Source organism: Mycobacterium celatum, from assembly GCF_002101595.1.
GTDB lineage: Bacteria > Actinomycetota > Actinomycetes > Mycobacteriales > Mycobacteriaceae > Mycobacterium > Mycobacterium celatum.
In genome coordinates this window covers 85,917-106,051 of record NZ_LQOM01000030.1, presented here as the reverse complement: position 1 = coordinate 106,051, position 20,135 = coordinate 85,917, and the positions used below count along the sequence as shown (strand labels likewise).

The 20,135-nt window shown below is 66.0% G+C and carries 20 protein-coding genes and 1 pseudogene; 9 read left to right on the top strand and 12 right to left on the bottom strand.

Annotated features, from left to right (window positions below; genetic code table 11):
* Positions 1–45 precede the first annotated feature (45 nt).
* The 4 genes from AWB95_RS13125 to AWB95_RS13110 are packed head-to-tail and all read left to right on the top strand — an operon-like array spanning position 46 to position 4,711.
* Positions 46–1,215 (top strand): spirocyclase AveC family protein, encoded by a 1,170-nt coding sequence (locus AWB95_RS13125; RefSeq protein WP_062538485.1) that lies wholly within the window; start codon positions 46–48, stop codon positions 1,213–1,215.
* Between the two features lie 3 nt (positions 1,216–1,218).
* Positions 1,219–2,034: a CbbQ/NirQ/NorQ/GpvN family protein gene (locus AWB95_RS13120; RefSeq protein ID WP_232315480.1), complete on the top strand. Its 816-nt coding sequence runs from the start codon at positions 1,219–1,221 to the stop codon at positions 2,032–2,034.
* Entirely contained in the window at positions 2,031–3,740 is a 1,710-nt protein-coding gene (locus AWB95_RS13115; RefSeq protein WP_062538483.1) for a nitric oxide reductase activation protein NorD, read from the top strand. Before AWB95_RS13120 ends, AWB95_RS13115 begins: the two co-directional genes overlap by 4 nt.
* Positions 3,737–4,711: an NAD-dependent epimerase/dehydratase family protein gene (locus AWB95_RS13110; protein ID WP_062538482.1), complete on the top strand. Its 975-nt coding sequence runs from the start codon at positions 3,737–3,739 to the stop codon at positions 4,709–4,711. Before AWB95_RS13115 ends, AWB95_RS13110 begins: the two co-directional genes overlap by 4 nt.
* On the opposite strand, the gene AWB95_RS13105 is transcribed toward AWB95_RS13110, so the two are convergent.
* From AWB95_RS13105 to AWB95_RS13065, 9 genes and pseudogenes are all read right to left on the bottom strand, one after another.
* The gene (locus AWB95_RS13105; RefSeq protein ID WP_062538481.1) at positions 4,705–5,550 is read right to left on the bottom strand and encodes a TauD/TfdA dioxygenase family protein; all 846 of its coding nucleotides are present in this window, start codon (positions 5,548–5,550) and stop codon (positions 4,705–4,707) included. The genes AWB95_RS13110 and AWB95_RS13105 overlap by 7 nt on opposite strands.
* 13 nt (positions 5,551–5,563) lie before the next feature.
* Positions 5,564–5,899, bottom strand: a complete 336-nt coding sequence (locus tag AWB95_RS13100) for a hypothetical protein (protein WP_062538480.1) — start codon at positions 5,897–5,899, stop codon at positions 5,564–5,566.
* The gene (locus AWB95_RS13095; RefSeq protein WP_062538479.1) at positions 5,892–7,163 is read right to left on the bottom strand and encodes an aromatic ring-hydroxylating oxygenase subunit alpha; all 1,272 of its coding nucleotides are present in this window, start codon (positions 7,161–7,163) and stop codon (positions 5,892–5,894) included. The genes AWB95_RS13100 and AWB95_RS13095 overlap by 8 nt, the downstream gene beginning before the upstream one ends.
* Before the next feature lie 12 nt (positions 7,164–7,175).
* Positions 7,176–7,928, bottom strand: a complete 753-nt coding sequence (locus AWB95_RS13090) for an SDR family NAD(P)-dependent oxidoreductase (RefSeq protein ID WP_062538478.1) — start codon at positions 7,926–7,928, stop codon at positions 7,176–7,178.
* Positions 7,921–8,199 (bottom strand): annotated as a pseudogene (locus tag AWB95_RS13085) (2Fe-2S iron-sulfur cluster-binding protein); the annotation flags it as partial. The pseudogene AWB95_RS13085 and the gene AWB95_RS13090, both read right to left, overlap by 8 nt.
* A gap of 61 nt (positions 8,200–8,260) precedes the next feature.
* Entirely contained in the window at positions 8,261–8,725 is a 465-nt protein-coding gene (locus AWB95_RS13080) for a MarR family winged helix-turn-helix transcriptional regulator (protein WP_062538476.1), read from the bottom strand.
* A gap of 8 nt (positions 8,726–8,733) precedes the next feature.
* Entirely contained in the window at positions 8,734–9,993 is a 1,260-nt protein-coding gene (locus AWB95_RS13075; protein ID WP_232315476.1) for a metal-dependent hydrolase family protein, read from the bottom strand.
* The gene (locus tag AWB95_RS13070; protein WP_062538474.1) at positions 9,969–10,298 is read right to left on the bottom strand and encodes a hypothetical protein; all 330 of its coding nucleotides are present in this window, start codon (positions 10,296–10,298) and stop codon (positions 9,969–9,971) included. The genes AWB95_RS13075 and AWB95_RS13070 overlap by 25 nt, the downstream gene beginning before the upstream one ends.
* A complete protein-coding gene (locus AWB95_RS13065; RefSeq protein WP_062538473.1) occupies positions 10,298–11,563 on the bottom strand; it encodes an aromatic ring-hydroxylating oxygenase subunit alpha in 1,266 nt (421 codons plus the stop codon). The genes AWB95_RS13070 and AWB95_RS13065 overlap by 1 nt, the downstream gene beginning before the upstream one ends.
* A 47-nt stretch (positions 11,564–11,610) precedes the next feature.
* Between AWB95_RS13065 and AWB95_RS13060 the strand changes: the two genes are divergently transcribed.
* Positions 11,611–13,068, top strand: coding sequence for an aldehyde dehydrogenase (locus AWB95_RS13060; protein WP_420799438.1), 1,458 nt, complete (start codon positions 11,611–11,613; stop codon positions 13,066–13,068).
* A gap of 51 nt (positions 13,069–13,119) precedes the next feature.
* On the opposite strand, the gene fadD17 is transcribed toward AWB95_RS13060, so the two are convergent.
* Genes fadD17 through AWB95_RS13045 form a run of 3 tightly spaced genes read right to left on the bottom strand, consistent with a single transcriptional unit; the run spans position 13,120 to position 16,917 of the window.
* Positions 13,120–14,631 (bottom strand): long-chain-fatty-acid--CoA ligase FadD17, encoded by a 1,512-nt coding sequence (gene fadD17 / locus AWB95_RS13055; protein ID WP_062540756.1) that lies wholly within the window; start codon positions 14,629–14,631, stop codon positions 13,120–13,122.
* Between the two features lie 3 nt (positions 14,632–14,634).
* Positions 14,635–15,726 carry an acyl-CoA dehydrogenase family protein gene (locus AWB95_RS13050; RefSeq protein ID WP_062540755.1) on the bottom strand — a complete coding sequence of 364 codons (1,092 nt, stop codon included), beginning with the start codon at positions 15,724–15,726 and terminating at the stop codon, positions 14,635–14,637.
* 9 nt (positions 15,727–15,735) lie between these two features.
* On the bottom strand, positions 15,736–16,917 hold the full coding sequence (locus tag AWB95_RS13045) for an acyl-CoA dehydrogenase (RefSeq protein WP_062540754.1): 1,182 nt from the start codon (positions 16,915–16,917) through the stop codon (positions 15,736–15,738).
* A gap of 199 nt (positions 16,918–17,116) precedes the next feature.
* On the opposite strand from AWB95_RS13045, the gene AWB95_RS13040 reads away from it, so the two are divergent.
* The 4 genes from AWB95_RS13040 (at position 17,117) to AWB95_RS13025 (ending at position 20,135) form a co-directional block, all read left to right on the top strand.
* Positions 17,117–17,308 carry a ferredoxin gene (locus AWB95_RS13040; RefSeq protein WP_045377263.1) on the top strand — a complete coding sequence of 64 codons (192 nt, stop codon included), beginning with the start codon at positions 17,117–17,119 and terminating at the stop codon, positions 17,306–17,308.
* Between the two features lie 49 nt (positions 17,309–17,357).
* Positions 17,358–18,269 (top strand): 3-oxoacyl-ACP reductase, encoded by a 912-nt coding sequence (locus AWB95_RS13035; RefSeq protein ID WP_062540753.1) that lies wholly within the window; start codon positions 17,358–17,360, stop codon positions 18,267–18,269.
* A 262-nt stretch (positions 18,270–18,531) separates the two neighbouring features.
* On the top strand, positions 18,532–19,296 hold the full coding sequence (locus tag AWB95_RS13030) for an MlaE family ABC transporter permease (RefSeq protein ID WP_062540752.1): 765 nt from the start codon (positions 18,532–18,534) through the stop codon (positions 19,294–19,296).
* Positions 19,293–20,135, top strand: coding sequence for an MlaE family ABC transporter permease (locus AWB95_RS13025; RefSeq protein WP_062540751.1), 843 nt, complete (start codon positions 19,293–19,295; stop codon positions 20,133–20,135). Before AWB95_RS13030 ends, AWB95_RS13025 begins: the two co-directional genes overlap by 4 nt.

Below are 20,135 nucleotides of genomic sequence, written 5' to 3'. Positions count from 1 at the left end.
GATAGGTATATTATCGTTCACGCCCATCCAGAAGGAGACAGTGCCGTGACCGAACTGTCGAGCAAGAAGAGCGCGCCCTTTGTCACCGAGTCGCTCGGTGACACGACCTCGCTCAGCGCCCAACCTCAGTCCAAAGCCAAGCCCGTGCGGATCTGGGCCATCGCCGGGGGCGCGATTCTGGCTTTCCAGTTGTATGCGTGGATCCGTTGGATCACCGGGCCCAATTTCGAGCGGGTCCCTCCGGGACCGAGTGATCCACCGGCGTTCATGAAGGCGATCCTTTTCACCTGGACCACCGTGATCGTCGTCGGGCTCCCGATTGCCTTCTGGTGGTTCATCATTCGGCCCTGGCGCCGAGAGCGGCGAATCACCCTGGACGGCATGCTCCTGATCTCGTGCGGCCTGCTGTTCTTTCAGGATCCGCTGCTGAACTACTTCAACACGTGGAGCACGTACAACACCTGGATGTGGAACCGCGGCTCGTGGGTGCAGGACATTCCGGGCTGGGTGTCGTTCGGGAAACCGGGCGCCATGATGGCCGAACCGTTCCTGATGAACGCTCCCGGCTACTTCTTCGTCCTGCTGTGCACGATGCTCGGCTGCTGGGTCATGCGCAAAGCCAAGCAGCGGTGGCCCAACATCAACACCGTCGGCTTGATCGGCGTGGTGATCGCCTGGACCTTCGTCTTCGATTTCGTCATCGAGGGCCTGTTCCTCATGCCCATGGGGCTTTTCACCTACCCTGGTGCGATTCGGGCCCTGTCGGTCAATGCCGGCACCTACTACCAGTGGCCGCTCTATGAAGGGCTGATGTGGGGTGGTGTCCAGGCCGGCCTGTGCTGCCTGCGCTACTTCACCGACGACCGTGGCCGGACCTTCGTCGAGCGTGGACTCGACCGCGTGCGAGGCGGTTTCGCCAAACAGCAGCTCACCCGCTTCCTGGCGATCTTCGCGGCGTGCAGCGCCTTCTTCTTCGTCTTCTACAACCTTCCCGCGCAGTGGTTCGCCATGCACCAAGATCCCTGGCCCGACGACATCCTGAAGCGCTCATACTTCCTGATGGGCATCTGCGGTGAGGACACCGATCGGCGGTGCCCCGATCCTTCGCTGCCGGTACCCCTGTCGAATTCCGGCTACATCAACCACCACGGTGAGCTTGTCCTCCCCGGGGGCGCAAAGCTTCCCCAAAACGTTCCGCTCGAGCGAGGTAAGTAATTGTTGAACAGTCAACCCACAGCGGTTCGCTCCGTCTCGAACGCGCCGTTCTACCGTGCCGTCGGCGACGAGGTGGAGATCTTCCGCGCTGCGGCCCGCCGCGGCCTGCCAGTGTTGCTGAAAGGCCCCACCGGCTGCGGGAAAACACGATTCGTGGAGGCGATGGCCCACCAGCTGGGCAGTGACCTGATCACCGTTGCGGGCCACGAGGACATGACGTCGGCGGATCTGGTCGGCCGATTCCTGCTCAAGGGCGGTGAGACGGTCTGGGTAGACGGGCCGTTGACCCGCGCGGTGCGAGAAGGCGCCATCTTCTATCTGGACGAGGTCGTGGAAGCCCGCCAGGACACCACCGTGGTCATCCATCCGCTCGCCGATCACCGCCGTGAGCTGCCGGTCGATCGGCTCGGCACGACGTTGAAGGCGGCGCCCGGATTCCAGCTGGTGATCTCCTACAACCCCGGCTACCAGAGCGTCCTGAAGAACCTCAAAGAGTCGACCCGTCAGCGCTTCGTCGCCATCGAGCTCGGCTACCCGTCCCCCGAAGTCGAGACCGAAGTGGTTGCCTACGAAGCCGGGATCGACACCGAGACCGCACGTGCCTTGGTCAAGCTCGCGTACGCCATCCGAAACCTCGACGGCTCACCCTTGCGCGAAGTGGCCTCCACTCGGTTGTTGATTCTGGCCGGCGGCCTCGCGGCCGAAGGACTGAACCTGCGCAGTGCCGTCCACGCGGCCGTCGTCCAGGTGCTCTCCGACGACGACGACGTCATCCGAGCGCTCGACGAACTCGTCAACACTGTCCTGCCCCGGACGTGACCGCGTCGGATCGCAGCAGCCCCAACAGGTTTCGACTGGTCGCCACCTACCTCGCCGGCAGGTCCGTCGAAGTCACCGAGGCGCCCGCCGGGCAGCCCCCGCACACCGACGGCCAGTTCATCTTCGTGTCGGCGCGCGCTTCTGTCGAGGAGCAGCGCCGCGAGATGGTCGTTCAGGCAGCGCTTCTCGGCGCGGGCAGCCTCGATCCGCGACTGGTGAAGGGACTGCGCGCACGTACCACATTGGCGCGCCGCTACCTGGCACTCGAAGGTCAGCGGGTTCTCGCCGAACTCGCCCGGCAGATCCCACTCGACGCCGCGCTCCTCCCGGACAAACGACCCAGCACCGCGACCGCCGATGAGTCACTCGAGGTGGCCAAGAGCCGAACCAAAGTTGCCGATCCACCGCAGTGGTTCGGTGTCATCAAACCCTCCCGCTTGATTGGCGCGCCTGCTGGGCCTGGCGGGCAGGCCACCGACAAAGACCTCCACTTGCAGTTCGACCCCGTCGACATGCCCGAATCGGAGGACGACGACGAAGACGACGACGGCGGGAAGTCCGGGGAGAGCAAGATCCTCAAACTTTTCGAAAGTCCGCTCGTGCGCAACCAGTCGATGTCTGACTATTTCCGCAAGATGTTCGGCGGTTCACGTTCCCCCGAAGAGGCCGCCGCGGGGGCCGAGATGACAGTGCGCTCAACCCGGCGCGTGCAGCAGATCGGACCGAATGCTCGTCCGCTGCCCACCCGGATCCAATTCAGCAATGACGGCAAGCCCGGTGCTGCGATGGGCGTGGGCGGCGCCCTGTATCCGGAATGGGATGTCTTCAACGACCGGTACAAGCCTGATTGGTGCCGGGTCGTCGACTTTCCACTGACCGTCGCCGCCGACGTCTCCAATGCCGCTGTGGCGCACGACGATGTGCTGCGGCGTCGCTTGGCTCGTGTCGGGCTCGGCCCGAAGGTCCTGCGCGGCCGCACCGACGGGGACGACCTCGACATCGAGGCGCTCATCGACCTGTTCGTCGATCTGCAATCCGGCTTTTCTCCACCCGAACACGTCTACCTGGAACGCCGCAAACTGGCCCGCAATCTCGGCGTGCTCATTCTAATCGACGCCTCGGGGTCCGCCGTGGATGCCGATCCGGACGGCCTTGCGGTGCACGACCATCAGCGACGGGCGGCCGCCACTTTGGCCGTCACACTCGAAGAGCTTGGTGACCGCGTCGCCGTTTACGCATTTCGGTCGCACGGCCGCCACGCTGTGCATCTGCCGGTCATCAAGACGTTCGACCAAAGTTTCGGCGCGGTCGGACGGGCCCGGCTCAACCAGCTCGAACCGGCCAGCTACACCCGTCTGGGCGCCGGCATCCGTGGCGCCGGCGAAATACTCAAAACCGAGGCAGGCACGCCGAATCGGCTGCTGCTCGTCCTCTCGGATGGCTTCCCCTACGACGACGGCTACGAAGGTCGTTACGCCGAAGCCGACGCCCACAAGGCGCTCGAAGAGCTCCGCTCCGAAGGCGTTGCCTGCCTGTGTCTTTCCATCGGTGCCAGCACCGAAACCGATGTGCTGCAACGCGTCTTCGGCTCCGCCAGCTTCGCCAGCGCCCCCACCCTGGCCGACTTGAGCCCCCAGATGGACGAGTTGTTCTTGTCTTCTCTGCAGGAACTTGCCGCCCCGAAACCGTCGCGAGGTCATGGATGAAGGTGTTGTTGACAGGCGCGCTGGGCAACATCGGCCTTTCCGCATTGCGGGCGCTGCTTGTCGAGGGCCACGACGTCGTCGCCTTCGACCTCGACTCTCGCAGGGCACGCAAACTCGCCGCCGGCTTCAACGGTCGAGTGCACTTCGCCTGGGGCGACATCACCCGTCGGGAATCGATCAGGCACGCACTAGATGGCGTGGAGGCAGTGATCCATCTGGCGGCCATCATTCCTCCTTATTCAGAACGGGTGCCCGATCTGGCGCGGAAGGTGAACCTCGACGCGACGCACGACCTCATCGCGGAAATGGAGGCCTCGCCCACCGCCAACCGGCTTGTCTTCGCGTCGTCGCAGGGCGTCTTCGGCGACGTGCAGGATCGCGAGCCGCCGCTTCGCGTCGACACACCCGTTTCCCCAACCGACGAGTATGGGCGCCAGAAGACCTTGTGCGAGCAAGCGATCCGGGAGTCACGGCTGCGGTGGAGCATACTGCGGCTTGCGGCTGTGACGCCGATCCACTTGCAGGCGCAAGATCCGAGCATCATGTTCGAGTTCAGCCCTGACGCGCGGTTCGAGTTCCTCCATCCCGACGACGCCGGAACGGCATTCGCTCGCGCCGTGGCTTGTGAAGGATCGATCGGAAAGACCGTGTACATAGCCGGCGGCGCGAACTGCCGCATGATCTATTACGACTTCGTCAACGCGGTGATGAGTGCGATCGGAATCGGCCGCATTCCCATGGACGCCTTCATCCGCACCACGCCGCCTCGCTTTTTCGGCGACTGGGTGGACACCGAGGAGAGTCAGCGCCTCCTGCAGTACCAGACGCGAGGACTCGACGAGCAACTGGACGACATGAAAAAGGAACTCGGGTTGCTGGCGCCGTTCATCCGTCTTGCGCGTCCACTCGCCACCTGGTACGTCACCCGCAACTCCGCCTACCTCAAGGAGAACCGGCGTCGCGGCTACTGAATCGGTTCGTCGCCAAGAACGGTCGTGCGCAGCATCTCTCGCGGCGAGTCCGGGTCGTAAGGTGCCGCGCGGTGCAGCACGCCCTGGTTATCCCAGATCACCGTGTCGCCGACCGACCAGCGGTGGCTGTAGACCTTGTCCGGTGTCGTGGCCCACTCCAGCAGCTCGGCCAGCAGCGCTCGGCCCTTCTCGAGGTCCATGCCCACGACATAGTCGGCCGACGCGCCCAGCACCAGCGATTTGCGGCCGTCGTTGTGTGTCCAGACCAGCGGATGCTCATGGGTGGGCCGCCCCCGCCAGCGCGCCAGCTGCTCCGGGGTGGGGTCGGGCGTGACGCGCCGCTGCGAGGCCTCCAGGGAGTGAACGACTCTCAGCGACGCGAACCGCTGCTTCTCGTCATCGCTCAACGCGTCGTAAGCCGCGTACGTGCTGGCGAACTCGGTTTCGCCGCCGCGTTCTGCAACCTGCACCGCGGAGAGCACGGTGGCCTTCTGCGGGCATTCGTCGCCCATCGGGGTGCAGCCGTCGATGTGCCAGTCGAAGGTGGCGCGCAGATATGCCGCCGAGGAGTTCTTCGACGGGTCCAGGGTGATCGGGTAGATGCCCGGCACCGGATGATGGCCGTCGGAGGAATGGTCCACCTCGCCGAGTCGACGGCAAAACGCCACCTGCGCTTCGGGATTCAGATGCAGGTCGGGGAAGACCAGCACCCCGTTGTCCTCCAGCGCGGCGAGTACCGCCTCGGCGAGCACGTCGTCGGTGGCGAGCCGGTCGGGGTCGATGCCGCTGACTTCGGCGCCCACCGACGCGGTGAGCTTGTTGACGGTGAGCAGACTCATCGGCTGTCCTCTCTCATGGCACCGGCTCGCCGATGCGGACCATCACCGCGTCAGCGGCGTCGGTGGGTCGAGGTTGATGCATGATTTCCACCGCCATCGCGACCATGATCAGCGAATAGATCAGGTGCAGCAGGTTCAGTGCATCCTCGGGGAGGTCGTCCAGGGAGAACTTGTCGCAGTAGTCGATCGCCTCTTCCAGCCGGGGGAAGAAGGCGTCGTAGAACTCCCGCATTTCGGCCATGCTGCTGGCCATCCGCCGGTCCCACCGCTCGGCTTCGGTTGGCAGGCACCAGGTTTGCGCGTACGGCTCGAGTTCGGCGAAGGCGCTGGGCAGGAACGCGTCAGCCATGGCCCGCCCCCACCGGTGTGCGTTCGGCTTCATACTGCGCCACCCAGTCGCCGACCACCTTGTGGAGGTGACGGACCAGGATCTCCTGGTCGTTGAGCGGGAACTCATCGACGGCGCCGGTTTCCAGCGCCGCCTGCGTACCGCCCAACATGCCGGCGTCCTGCAGCGCGAACTCCTTGAGCACCACCGCGGCGACCTCGTGTTCGACGCGTTCGCGCACAGTGCGGGCGGGGTGAAACGCGGTGTAGGCCTCGAACCGGTGCGTGTTGTGTGACGTCGGCCAATACCGGTAGAGCAGATACCAGCCGCCGTAGATCAGGATCTCCAGATTCGGGAAGATCTGGAAGTTGCTGATGCCCCACGGCTCGATGCCGCCCGGGTTGAGCCCGGCCGGCAGCTCACCGAGATCGGGAGTCCGCCACGGGCCGACAAGCCCACTGCGCGTTGCCCGTTCGATCGGATACATGTACTCCGGTGCCAGCAGCCAGCGGCGGGTTCCGGCCGTGGACACCAGCCGGTGCGGCCCGTCGATCTGGAAGTGGGCGCATTCGAAGCCGGCGTTGGGGTCACGCACCGCGGGCGGCACCTGCTGCGGGTGCAGCGACGGCACGTGGTAATACTCCTGGAACGCGTCGGCGAAGATCTTCCAGTTGCTGTTGTTGTCGGCGACCCAGTCGTAGCGCTCGGTGAGCTTGTCGAACGGATAGTCGTCGAGCGCGGTGATCATCGGGCCCAGGAACTCCCGCAGGGTCTGCCGCGGCTCGGAATCGAAGTTGACGAAGACGAACCCGTTCCAGACGTCACAGTGCACCGGGCGCAGGCCGTAGCCGTCGCGATCGAGGTCGAAGAACTCCGGCTCCTGCTGCACGAACGTCAGCGTGCCGTCGAGGTCATAGCGCCAGCCGTGGTACTTGCAGGTGAACTGCCGGCATACGCCCTTGGTTTCCTGGTTGGGAAAGTCGTTCCACACCAGCTTGTTTCCGCGGTGCCGGCAGACGTTGTGGAATGCCCGGATCGTCTGGTCCTTGCCCTTGACCACGATGATCGACGTGCCCACGGCGGCAATGTCTTTGGTGAGATAGCTACCGACGCGGGGAAGTTCCTCGACGCGGGCGACGTTGAGCCAGGCCCGTTTGAAGATCGCCTCCCGTTCGGCCGCATAGAACTCCGGCGACGTGGAGTCCCGGAACGAGATCGGGCCGGTGCCGAGGTCTGGATAGTGCTGCGTCCAGCTGCCTTCCGACGGTTTAGGCCATCGCGCCATGGGAACCTCCTGTCACATCACTGCCCCGCCGTTGACACCGAGCACCTGACCGGTGATGAACCCGGCCTCCTCCGAGCACAGAAACCCGACGGCCGCCGCGATGTCGGCGCCGGTGCCCAGGTGTCCCAGCGGGATTGTCTGAGCCATGGTCTCGTTGGGCGGCAGGTTGCCCTCAGCCTGGGACTGGCGCTGCATTGGCGTCTCGATGCCCGACGGTGGGATGTTGTTGACGGTGATGCCCGCCGGCGCGTACTCGCGCGCCAGGGATTTCGTCAACGTGATCAGCGCGCCCTTGGAACTGGCGTAGTGCGCCATGCCGGGGGAGCCGCGCTGGGCGGACGACGACGAGATCATCACGATGCGGCCCCAGCCCGCGGCCACCATGTCCGGCAGCGCCACCTGGCAGCAGTGAAACGTACCGGTGAGATTGACGTCGATGATCCGCTGCCAGGCTTCCGGGGTGATGTCGGCGAACGGCGCGAAACCCACCATGCCTGCGCTGGTGACCAGGATGCTCACCGGGCCCAGTTCGCTACGCACCTTCGCGAACGCCTCCTCGACGGCGCGCCGGTCACTCACGTCCGCCTCGGCCGCCAGCGCGGTGACCCCGGCAGCGCGCAGCTCATCGGAAACCCGTTGCGCGGCTCGGCTGTTGATGTCGAGAACGGCGACTTTGTGGCCTCGGCGGCCCAGCTCGTGGCAGGTCGCTTCGCCCATGCCCGAGGCGCCGCCGGTCACCACCGCGACTCGCTGCGACTTATTCATAGACCACCCGTACCGTGCGACTCGTCGGCAGCGACTGACAGGTCAGCACCCAGCCGTCGGCAACGTCGTCGTCGGTGAGCGCGTCGTTGTTGATCATCCGCACGCTGCCCTCGACCAGCCGGGCCATACATGTTGCGCACGAACCGGTCTCGCACGACGACGGCGCAGCCAGCCCGGCCATTCGGGCGGTTTGCAAAACGGTGTTGCCCGGCCGATAGGGCACCACGGTGGTGCGGCGGTCCAGCTGGATCGTCACCTCCTCGGTGACGGTGTCGACCACGTCCATGCGCTCGTCCATCGCCAATGAGAGTATCAAGTACTTGCGATACTTATCAAGTACTTGATTCATCATCGGGGTGGTCGGTGAACAGTGGGTTGCCGGTTCCTTGTTCGACCACGCGGGCCAACAGGTCGTGCAGCACCTGTTGCTCGTCGGGACTCAGTACGCCGAACACCTGCTCGTGGGCGGCCAGCGCGTCGGCCAGCACGGCCGAGACCACGGCGCGGCCCTGATCGGTCAGGTAGGTCTGCAGGATCCGGCCGTGTTGCGGGTCTTGCTTGCGCTCCACCAGGCCGCGGTCCTCGAGCGCGGCGATCGCCAACTGCGCGCCCTGCGGGCTGATCAGCAGCCGGCGGGCCAATTCGGCGCCGGACAGGCCCGGCTCGTTGGCCAGCTGACGCATCAAGCCGATTTGCGCGGTGGTCACTCCGTGGCTGCTGATCGCGTCGTTGACGGTCTTCAGCGAGAAATGGAAGGCCTGCTTGAGCAGCCACAGGATGTTGTCGGTGAGTTCCATGGTGTGTCCTACGGCCGCTTGTGAACCTGACCGCCCTTCATGACGAACCGTACGTCGAGCGTGCTGGCGATGTCGCGCGACGGGTCCCCGGGCACGGCGACGATGTCGGCGAGGTAGCCGGGTGCCAGCCGGCCGAGTTCGTGGTCGGCCTCGATGAGCTCGGCGCTGGTCACTGTCGCCGCGCGGATGGCCTGCATCGGCGTCATGCCGCGGTCGACCAGTGCGCACAGCTCCTTCGCGTTCTGGCCGTGCGGGATCGCGGGTGCGTCGGTGCCGCAGGCGATCCGCACCCCGGCGGCTATTGCCTTGGGCAGCATGGCTTTAGCCTGTGGGAACACCTCGGCGGCCTTCTTGCGCAACTCGGGTGCAACGCGGTCGACCGCCAGCGCTTCGGTCAGATAGGTGGTTGAAACGAGGAAGGTACCGTGATCGACCATCATCTGGATCGTGTCGTCGGTGGCCAGGAAACCGTGTTCGATGCAGTCGATTCCGGCCTTGATGCAGGCCCGGATGGCGCTGTCACCGATCGCATGCGCGGCCACCCGGATGCCGGCGCGGTGGGCCTCGTCGGCGATCGCGGCGAACTCCTCGTCGGAGTACTGCTGCGACCCGGGTGCCGTGCTGTGCGACATCACCCCACCCGACGCGGACACCTTGATCACCTTGGCGCCGTGGCGGATCTGGTAACGCACGCAGGCCCGCACATCGGGCACCCCGTTGGCGATCCCTTCGGCCACCGACAGCGGCATGATGCCCGGCGCCAGCCGTTGGAAGACCGTCGGATCCAGATGTCCGCCATAGGGTGTGACGGCATGCCCGGCCGGCACCACCCGCGGGCCCACATGCCAGCCCGCATCGATCGCGCGCTGCAGCGCCACGTCGAGCAGATAGCCGCCGGTCTTGACCATCAGGCCGAGATTGCGCACCGTGGTGAACCCGGCATCCAACGTGGCCCGGGCGTTCACCGCGCCGCGCAGCGTGCGGTAGGCCGGGTCGTCCTGCACACCATGCATCGGCGACGGCAGCCCTTCCGGCCCGCCGGGGCCGCCGATGAGCAGGTTGAGTTCCATGTCCATCAGGCCGGGCAACAGGGTCACATCGCCGAGATCTATCTCGGCCTCCGAATCAACCGGTGGCTCGGCGGGATTCACCGCAGCAATCCGGTCGCCGTCGATCACGACCACCGCCGGCGAGCGGACCTCACCGGCGTCGACGTCCGCCCAGCGGGCGGCACGCAACACGATCACGGCACGGGTTCGCAGACGCAATCCAGTGTCGATGCCCCGGAATCGGGAATGCGCGGCTGCTTCCAGCATTCGACAGGGAACGACACCATGATCATCGAGTACAGCAGGTGCATCAGGTTCATCACGTCGTCGGGCAGGTCGTCGAGGCTGAACTTGTCGCAGTAGGCCAGCGCGTCCTCCGCGCGCGGCATGATGGCGTCGTAGAACGCCTGCATGTCCGCCATCGAGCTGGTGAGTCGCTTGTGGTAACGCTCCGGCTCGCTCGGCAGGCACCAGTCGGAAAACGGTTCCAGATCGGCGAATTCGGGCGGCAGCTTGGTGGTCATCAGAAGCCCGCCGTCGCGCGCCGGTACTCGTCGACCCACGCCGCGGTCTCGCGGTGCAGATGCCGAATCAGCACCTCTTGGTCGTTGAGCAGAAAACCGTCGACGGCACGTGATTCGATCATCGACTGGGTTGCCTCCAGCGTGTTGGCGTCCTGCAGACCGAATTCCTTGAATGTCACCGCCGCCAGTTCCTGCGCGACCCGCTCGCGCGGAGTGCGGGGCGGCGGGAAATACAGCGTGCCCTCGAAAACGTGGCTGTTATACGACGTCGGCCAGTAGTGGTAGGTCAGATACCAGCCCTGCCCCCAGATCAGGATCACGAAATTGGGGAACAGCTGAAACGAGTCCAGCCCCCACGGGTCACAGTTGGCCGGGTTGATGCCGTCGGGCAGCGGGCCGAGATCCGGGCTGTCCCACGGCCCGAAAAGCCCGCTGCGGCAGATCTCGTCGATCGGCTTGCGCATGTCAGCATCCATCTCCCAGGCCCGCACGCCCGACGTGCTGACCAGCCGGTGCGGCCCGTCGATGCGATAGTGCGGCGCCTCGAACCCGGCCTCCGCGGCAGCCTTGGAGTACTTGGTCGGCGACTGGTTCGCGTGTAACACCGGCGCGTGGTAGAACTCCTGGAACGCGTCCAGGTAGAGCTTCCAATTCGCTTTCACTTCCGAGCGGTAACACCACCGCGACGTCAGCTGCCCGAACGGATACCCCTCCAGCCCGGTGATCATCGGGCCCAGGAACTCGCGCAGCGACTGCTCGGGTTCGGCGGCGAAGTTGACGAAGATGAAGCCTTCCCACACGTCGCAGTGCACCGGCACCAGCCCGTAGCGGTTCTTGTCCAGGTCGAAGAACTCGCCTTCCTGCGGGACGTGGGTCAGGTTGCCGTCCAGGTCGTAGCGCCATGCGTGGTATTTGCACCGGAATTGGCGGCAAAAGCCGCTGGCCTCCTCGGCAGGCATGTCGTTCCAGACCAGCTTGTTGCCGCGGTGGCGGCAGATGTTGTGGAACGCCTTGATGTCGCCGTTGGTGGTGCGCACCACGATGATCGAGGTGTTGACAACCTTCAGTTCCTTGGTGAAGTAGCTGCCGTTGCGTGGAAGTTGCTCGGCGCGACCGACATTGAGCCAAGCTCGCTTGAAGATCGCCGCCCGCTCGAGCTCGTAGAACTCCGGGGAGATGGAGTCCTCGTAAGACACCGGCCCGGTGCCGAGATCGGGGTAATGCTCTGTCCAGCTGCCTTCCGGTGGCTTGGGAAAACGAGGCATGGGCCGACCGTATATGCTCGGCAGAGCAATCACAAGTAGTTGATATTATGCCGGAGGTTGGTGTGCGAGCAGGCGAACTGTTTATCAGTGGGAGTTGGTCGAAGCCGAGCACCGACGCCGTGATCGACGTGATCTCGCCGGCCACCGAAGCACCGGTCGCACAGGTGGCGGCTGCCGGACCGGCCGACGTCGACGCCGCGGTCGGGGCCGCCCGCCAGGCGTTCGACGACGGCCCTTGGCCGCGACTCGATCCGTCCGAGCGCATTGCCGTGGTGCGCCGGCTGGCCGAGCTCTACGGTGAACGGCGTTCGGAGATGGCCGATCTCATCACCGCCGAGATCGGCGCGCCGACCAGCTTCGCCCAGCGGGCCCAGGTCGGCCTGCCGTGGATGATGATGACCGCGTTCTGCGATCTGGCCGACGACTTCGCGTGGCAGGAAACCCGGCGCGGCCACTACGGCGCCGACATCCGCATCCGCCGCGAACCGGTCGGCGTCGTCGCCGCGATCGTGCCGTGGAACATGCCGCAGTTCCTGATCGTCACCAAGCTGGTCCCCGCATTGCTGGCCGGCTGTTGCGTGGTGCTCAAGCCGGCGCCCGAGTCGCCGCTCGACGCGCTGCTGCTGGCCGAACTGCTGGAAGAGCTCGGCCTGCCGCCCGGTGTGGTGAGCGTGGTGCCGGGCGGCGCCGACGTCGGCGCCTACCTGGTGGCGCACGGAGGAGTGGACAAGGTGTCGTTCACCGGGTCCACCGTCGCCGGACGACAGGTGGCCGCGGCGTGTGCGACCGGATTGAAACGGGTCAGCCTCGAGCTCGGCGGCAAGTCGGCGGCGGTCGTCCTCGACGACGCCGATCCGGCGGCCGTCGCTACGGGCATCCGATCGGCGAGCCTGTCCAACAGCGGCCAGATCTGCAACGCACTGACCCGAATCCTGGTGCCCGCCAAGCGAAGTAACGAGTTCATCGACGCGCTGACCGCCGAGATGGAGGCATTGGTGGTGGGTGATCCTGTCGACCCCGCGACCCAGGTGGGCCCCTTGGTGGCGCGCCGGCAACAGCAGCGCGTCCTTGGCTACATCGAGGCCGGCAAGCAGGAAGGCGCCCGGCTGGTCACCGGCGGCACCGGCATGCCCGACGGCGTCGAGCGCGGCTGGTATGTGCGGCCAACGCTGTTCGCCGACGCCGACAACACGATGCGGATAGCGCGCGAAGAGATTTTCGGCCCGGTGCTGACCGTCATCGGCTACGACGACGAGGCCCAGGCGGTGCGGATCGCCAACGACTCCGACTACGGGCTGGCCGGGTCCGTCTTCACCGACGACGTTGACCGCGGGGTGGCGCTGGCCGCCCGCATCCGGACGGGCACGTTCGGGGTCAACCAGGGCTACACGATGGACCCGTATGCGCCGTTCGGCGGCGTCAAATTCAGTGGCTACGGCCGAGAGTTGGGCCGCGAAGGCATCGAGGGCTATCTGGACACCAAGTCGATCTCGGTCGCCGGTTAGCCACGGCGAGCAGACGTAAAATCGCCCAAAACACCGCGATTTTAGGCGATTTTACGTCTGCTCGCGCAGGGTCCACACCGGGTCGGGGCAGTCGACGCCCTCGGCCGACAGTTCGCGTTTGAGTACTTTGAACGTCGCGGTGCGGGGCAGTGCGCTACTGACCCGCACGTACGACGGCCACTGCTTGGGCCCGAGATCGGGTTGTTCGGCCAGAAAGGCACGGAACTTGTCGACGTCGAACTCCGCTTCCGGTGTCATCACCAGCGCGGCCATCACCCGGTCGCCGACGGCCGGATCGGGCACGCCATACACCGCCACCTCGCTGACCCCGGGGTAGCGTGCCAGCACCCGCTCGATCGGCGCGGTGCCCAGGTTCTCCCCGTCGACCCGTAGCCAATCACCCAGCCGCCCAGCGAAATACACGTACCCGTTCTCGTCGCGATAGGCCAGGTCGCCGCTGTGGTAGACGCCGTCGGCCATCCGTGCCGCGTCGGCCTCCGGGTCGTTGTAGTAGCCCTCGAACCGGCCCGGTCCGGCGATGTTCACCAGCTCGCCGACGACACCGGGCGGGCAGGGCTTGCCGGTGTCGACGTCGACGATCCCGATGCCTTCGGGCAGCGGGCCCAGTGAGCCGGCGGGGGTGTCGGGGGTGCGGGCGATCGCCACCCCGCCCTCGGTCGAGCCGAACCCGTCGACCGCGACACAGCCAAACCGGCGGGCAAAGCGTTCGATGTCGGCCGGGGCGCCCTCGTTGCCGTACACCACCTTCAGCGGGTTGTCCGCGTCGTCGGGTCGTTCGGGAGTGGCCAGTACATACGACAACGGCTTGCCGACGTAATTGGCGTACGTGACGCCATACTTCCGGATGTCGGGGAGGAATCCTGACGCAGAGAACTTGCGCCGCAACACCATTGACCCGCGGCACGCCGCCGCCACCGACCAGCCGACCAGCACGGCGTTGGAGTGGAACAGCGGCATCGACACGTAGCAGCGGTCGGCGGGGCCGAGCCCGAACCGTTCGGTCATCGTCACCCCCGCGATGCCGACCTTGCCGTGGCTGCACTTGACCGCCTTCGGGTCACCGCTGGTGCCGGAGGTGAAGATCAGCATGAACAGGTCTTCGGGCGCGGCATCCCGGAAGCACACCTTGGCATCGCCATGCGCGGCCACCTCGCCGGCCCACTCATCGGAATCGACATTGACGTGCGGGATATCGCCAATGGCGGCAGTCGAATTCGCATCCGCCAGCACCAGCTGGCAATCCGCGTAGTCGATATCGCGGGTCAGCGCAGCGCCGCGGCGCACCGGGTTGAGCCCCACCGGCACGATGCCCGACAGCCCGGCGGCGACCAGCACCGCCGAAAAGAACGGGGTGTTCTCCAGCAGCACTCCGACATGCGGCGGCCTACCAGGGTCCAGCCGGGCGCGCAATGCGGCGGCTACCGCGGCGCCGTGCCGGAGGTGATCACGCCAACTCGTGAACGAGTCCTCGAAGTAGACGCCCCGATCGTCGACGTCGACTAGCGGTTTCAGCAAGTCGACGACGGTGGGCAGATCCGCCATGACTCAGGCTGGGGTGTCCGCGAGCTCGCGGCCGATGCGCAGCAGCTGCCCCGTCGCGCCGCCCAACGCGAACTCGGTCTGCTTGGCCGCCAGGAAATAGCGATGTACCGGGTGGTCGATGTCGATACCGACGCCGCCGTGGACGTGAACGATGGTGTGCGCCAACCGATGTCCGGCTTCGGCGGCCCAGAACGCCGCGGTGGCCACCTCGTTGCCTGCGGGCAAGTCCTCGGAGACCCGCCACGCCGCCTCGGTGAGGGTGAGCCGCAGCCCCTTGACGTCGATGTAACCGTCGGCCAACCGCTGCGACACGGCCTGGAAGCTGCCGATGGGACGGTCGAATTGCTCACGGGTACGGGCATATTCGGCGGTCAACTGCAGCCCGCGGTCCAGCACGCCGAGCTGAAAGGCGCTGCGGCCCAACGAAGCACGTGTCGAAATCCAGCTCAGCACGTCGTCGCCGCCGATCCGCCGCGCATCACCGACCTCGACTCCGTCCAGCCGGACATGCCCGACGCTGCCCAGACCCGTGGTCTCCAGCCGCGTTATCGGGGCCTCCTCGGCAGACACCAGGAAAACCGCGGTGCCGGAATCGGTTTCAGCGGGCACGAGGAAGCCGTCGGCCACCGGGCCGTAACCGACCTGGGTGCGGGAGCCGGTCAGCCGGTACCCGTCACCCGAGCGTGCGGCCTGCACGGGCCCGTCGCCCATCTCGCCGTCCACCGCGACGGTGAGGATCTTCTCGCCGCTGACCGCGGGCGCACCCCACTCCTGCTGCAGCTCGGCCGAGCCGAACCGGGCCAGCGCTCCCGCGCCCAGCACCACCGACTCCAGATACGGCACGGCGGCCAGCCCTCGGCCCAGCGCGACCAGCACCGCGGTCTGCTCGAGTACGCCGTAACCGCCGCCGCCCAAGGACTCGGGAGCCGCGGCGCTCAAGATGTCGGCATCGACGAGCTTTCGCCACAACTCGCGGTCGAACCGTTGCTCCAAGCCGTCCAGTTCACGCTGATGCTCCGGCGTACACACCGCATCGATGATCGTGTCCACCAGACCGCCGAGGTCAACTGCGGCTTCGGTTGTCGAGAAATCCATGAGGGTCCTTTACCGGTTGGCTCGGGGCAGCCCGAGCGCCACCATGCCGATGATGTCGCGCTGCACTTCGTTGGTGCCGCCGCCGAAGGTCAGGATCAGACACGCGCGGTGCATCCGCTCGACCCGTCCGCGCAGCAGCGCGCCCGGCGAATCCTGACGCACGGTCGCGCCGGTGCCCAGCACCTCCATCAGCAGCCGGTAGGCCTCGGTGGCCAGCTCGGTGCCGAACACCTTGGCCGCCGACGCGTCGGCGGGCGATGGGGCGGCCTCAGAAGCAGACGCCAGCTCCCAGTTGATCAGCTTGAGCACCTCGACCTTGGCATGCACCCGGGCCAGGTTGAGTTGCACCCATTCGGAGTCGATCAGCCGGGCGCCGCCGGCATCTTTGGTGTTCTGCGCCCACTCGCGAACCTGGTTGAGCGCCACGATGATCGGCTGTGCGGACACCAGCGCGACGCGCTCGTGGTTGAGCTGATTGGTGACCAGCTTCCAGCCGCCGTTCTCCTCGCCGACTCGGTTGGCCACCGGAACCCGAACATCCTGGTAGTAGGTGGCGCTGGTGTCGACGCCCGCCATGGTGTGTACCGGCGTCCAGGAGAAGCCCTCGGCGGTGGTCGGCACGATCAGCATCGAGATGCCGCGGTGCTTTTTGGCTTCGGTGTTGGTGCGTGCGGCCAGCCATACGTAGTCGGCGTACTGGATCAGGGACGTCCACATCTTCTGGCCGTTGACGATGTAGTCGTCGCCGTCCCGCACCGCGGTGGTGCGCAGGTTGGCCAGGTCGGTGCCGGCCCCGGGCTCGGAGTAGCCGATGGAGAAGTGCAGCTCGCCCGCGGCGATCTTGGGCAGGAAGAACTTCTTCTGCTCCTCGCTGCCGAACGCCATGATCGTCGGAGCCACGCTGTTGATCGTCAGGAACGGCACCGGCGCCCCGGCGATGGCCGCCTCGTCGGTGAAGATCAGCTGGTCCATCGCCGAGCGGGCCTGCCCGCCGTATTCCTTGGGCCAGCCCAGTGCGAGCCACCCGTCGCGGCCCATCTGCGCGACGGTCTCGCGATAGACGTTGCCGGTGCCGTATTCGCCCGACGTCGAGCTCAGCGCCTCGCGGCGTTCCGGGGTGATCAGCTTGGCGAAATACGACCGCAGCTCGCGGCGCAGTTCCTCCTGCTCCGGGGTATAACTGATCCGCATTGGCCGTCCTCCGGTCGTCTCTGCCGAGCGTCGAGTTATCGGGTCCAAATGGATCGATTTCGCTCAACAACCCGACGCTCGACGGGCTTTTAGGCTACCCGTTCACCAAACCTGGTTGTAACACGTTCTAGTCTGAGGGTCCAGCGAGCCGTCGTCGTATGGTGGGGACACGGCAGCCGGAAACGCAAGGAGGAAACTCGTGCGAGTGATAGTGGACCGCGATCGGTGTGAGGGCAATGCGGTGTGCATGGGAATCGCGCCGGACATTTTCGAGCTCGATGACGAGGACTATGCCGTGGTGAAGACGGACCCGATTCCCGCCGACCGGGAGGCGCTGGCCGAGCAGGCGATCGCCGAATGCCCGCGTGCGGCCCTGAAGCGCGAAGACTAGCAGCGGGTCGCCGCCCGACAGACCACGACAGACTAGAGGTATTCGTAAATTGACTAGCAGCACGAACGCGACCGACCTGTCCGGGAAGGTCGCGGTGGTCACCGGCGCGGCCGCAGGACTGGGCCGCGCCGAGGCGATCGGCTTAGCCCGCGCCGGCGCCACCGTCGTCGTCAACGACATCGCCGGCGCGCTGGACGCCTCCGACGTCCTCGACGAGATCACCACGGCCGGCTCCAAAGCTGTCGCGGTGGCCGGCGACATCAGCCAGCGCGCGACCGCCGACGAGCTGGTCAGCACCGCCGATGGGCTGGGCGGGCTGAGCATCGTGATCAACAACGCCGGAATCACCCGCGACCGGATGCTGTTCAACATGTCCGACGAGGAGTGGGACGCCGTGATCGCCGTGCACCTGCGTGGCCACTTCCTGCTGACCCGCAACGCGGCCACCTATTGGCGCCAAAAGGCCAAAGAAGCAGGAGCCGCCGGCGTTTACGGCCGGCTCGTCAACACCTCGTCGGAGGCTGGGCTGGTAGGTCCGGTCGGCCAGGCGAACTACGGCGCCGCCAAGGCCGGCATCACCGCGCTGACCCTGTCCGCCGCGCGGGCGCTGGGTCGCTACGGGGTCTGCGCCAACGCGATCTGCCCGCGGGCCCGCACCGCGATGACCGCCGATGTCTTCGGCGAGGCGCCCGAGACCGGCGAGATCGATCCGCTTTCGCCCGAGCATGTTGTGACCCTGGTCCGCTTCCTCGCTTCGCCGGCGGCCGAAGCGGTCAACGGTCAGCTGTTCATCGTGTACGGACCGCGGGTAACGCTGGTGGCGGCGCCGACGGTGGAGCAACAGTTTGCCACGGACGCGCCGGCTTGGGAGCCCGGCGAGCTGAGTGCGACGCTGCAGCAGTACTTTGCTAGGCGCGACCCCGAGCGCACCTTCGCGGCGACCGGCCTGATGGAGTCGTGACGGGCAGTTGAGACAATCTGTATCCCGCCTTGGCCCATTAGAACACGTTACAGGATGATTTGCGTCACATAGCGTCTGACCTCGACAAACTACTAACTTTTGTCTAATTCTGCAGTTCTTTGACACTGCGAACTTGTTCTAGTTAATATGATCCGGCTCACGCGGAGCAGCGTCCGACGATAGGGGAGATACACCGGCGCGCGTAGGGGACGCATAGGCTTCGCCAACGTTGCAGACGCCCCACCCGAGAAGGGACCCAAGGTTGATTGGACAGCTTGCGGTTCCGGCCCGGGCCGTGGGTGGGTTCGTCGAGATGTCGCTGGAGACTTTCCGCGCCATGTTCCGGCGGCCATTCCAGTTCCGCGAGTTCCTCGACCAGACCTGGATGATCGCCAGCGTCTCGCTGATCCCGACACTGCTGGTGGCCATACCGTTCACCGTGCTGGTGGCCTTCACCCTCAACATCCTGCTGCGCGAACTCGGTGCCGCCGACCTGTCCGGGGCGGGCACCGCCTTCGGGACCATCACCCAGCTCGGCCCCGTCGTCACCGTGCTGGTGGTCGCCGGTGCCGGTGCCACCGCGATCTGCGCCGACCTGGGCGCCCGCACCATCCGCGAGGAAATCGACGCGATGCGGGTGCTTGGCATCGACCCGATCCATCGCCTGGTGGTGCCGCGAGTGTTGGCGTCGACGTTCGTCGCGCTGTTACTCAACGGCTTGGTGTCGGCGATCGGCATCGCCGGCGGCTACGTCTTCTCTGTTCTGTTGCAGGGCGTCAACCCGGGCGCATTCGTCAACGGCCTGACGGTACTGACCCATCTCGGTGAGCTGGTGCTATCCGAGGTGAAGGCGTTGCTGTTCGGGGTCGTCGCCGGACTGGTCGGCTGTTACCGGGGCCTGACGGTGAAGGGCGGGCCCAAAGGTGTGGGCGTCGCCGTCAACGAGACCGTGGTGTACGCGTTCATCTGCCTGTTCGTGATCAACGTGATCATGACGGCCATCGGCGTGCGAGTGCTGGCCCGATGAGTTACGACGCCACTCTGCGATTCCGCCGCTTTATGTCCCGGTTCGCCGGGCCGGTCGACACTTTCGGCGAGCAGGCGCTGTTCTACGGCGAATCGATGCGCTACATCCCGAACGCGTTCGGCCGCTATCGCAAAGAGACCATCCGGCTGATCGCCGAGATGACGCTGGGAACCGGCGCGCTCGTACTGATCGGCGGAACGGTCGGTGTCGCAGCGTTTCTGACATTGGCGTCCGGTGGCGTCATCGCTGTGCAGGGCTACGAATCGTTGGGCAACATAGGCATCGAGGCGCTGACCGGGTTCCTGTCGGCGTTCCTCAACGTCCGCATCGTCGCCCCCGTCGTGGCCGGCATCGCGCTGGCCGCGACGATCGGCGCCGGCACCACTGCGCAATTGGGCGCTATGCGGGTCGCCGAAGAGATCGACGCCATCGAGTCGATGGCCGTGCACTCGGTGTCCTACCTGGTGTCGACCCGGTTGATCGCGGGGCTGATCGCGATCGTCCCGCTGTACTCACTGGCGGTGCTGGCGTCGTTCTTCGCCGCCCGGTTCACGACGGTGTTCATCAACGGGCAGTCGGCCGGCCTGTACGACCACTACTTCAATACGTTCCTCAACCCGAGCGATCTGCTGTGGTCGTTCCTGCAGGCGATCGTGATGTCGATCGCGGTGATGCTGGTCCATACCTATTACGGCTACAACGCTTCTGGCGGACCGGTCGGCGTCGGCCTCGCCGTGGGCCAGGCGGTGCGCACGTCGCTGATCGTCGTCGTCGTCATTACTTTGTTCATCTCGCTGGCCGTATACGGCGCGTCCGGTAATTTCAACCTCTCCGGATAA

Bases quoted from the DNA above. Each gene is read 5' to 3' on its own strand.
- AWB95_RS13050 (WP_062540755.1), bottom strand. From the start codon at position 15,726: ATGGATTTCTCGACAACCGAAGCCGCAGTTGACCTCGGCGGTCTGGTG.
- AWB95_RS13060 (WP_420799438.1), top strand. From the start codon at position 11,611: ATGCCGGAGGTTGGTGTGCGAGCAGGCGAACTGTTTATCAGTGGGAGT.
- AWB95_RS13065 (WP_062538473.1), bottom strand. From the start codon at position 11,563: ATGCCTCGTTTTCCCAAGCCACCGGAAGGCAGCTGGACAGAGCATTAC.
- AWB95_RS13045 (WP_062540754.1), bottom strand. From the start codon at position 16,917: ATGCGGATCAGTTATACCCCGGAGCAGGAGGAACTGCGCCGCGAGCTG.
- AWB95_RS13025 (WP_062540751.1), top strand. From the start codon at position 19,293: ATGAGTTACGACGCCACTCTGCGATTCCGCCGCTTTATGTCCCGGTTC.
- AWB95_RS13110 (WP_062538482.1), top strand. From the start codon at position 3,737: ATGAAGGTGTTGTTGACAGGCGCGCTGGGCAACATCGGCCTTTCCGCA.
- AWB95_RS13090 (WP_062538478.1), bottom strand. From the start codon at position 7,928: ATGAATAAGTCGCAGCGAGTCGCGGTGGTGACCGGCGGCGCCTCGGGC.
- AWB95_RS13070 (WP_062538474.1), bottom strand. From the start codon at position 10,298: ATGACCACCAAGCTGCCGCCCGAATTCGCCGATCTGGAACCGTTTTCC.
- AWB95_RS13080 (WP_062538476.1), bottom strand. From the start codon at position 8,725: ATGGAACTCACCGACAACATCCTGTGGCTGCTCAAGCAGGCCTTCCAT.
- fadD17 (WP_062540756.1), bottom strand. From the start codon at position 14,631: ATGGCGGATCTGCCCACCGTCGTCGACTTGCTGAAACCGCTAGTCGAC.
- AWB95_RS13095 (WP_062538479.1), bottom strand. From the start codon at position 7,163: ATGGCGCGATGGCCTAAACCGTCGGAAGGCAGCTGGACGCAGCACTAT.
- AWB95_RS13105 (WP_062538481.1), bottom strand. From the start codon at position 5,550: ATGAGTCTGCTCACCGTCAACAAGCTCACCGCGTCGGTGGGCGCCGAA.
- AWB95_RS13100 (WP_062538480.1), bottom strand. From the start codon at position 5,899: ATGGCTGACGCGTTCCTGCCCAGCGCCTTCGCCGAACTCGAGCCGTAC.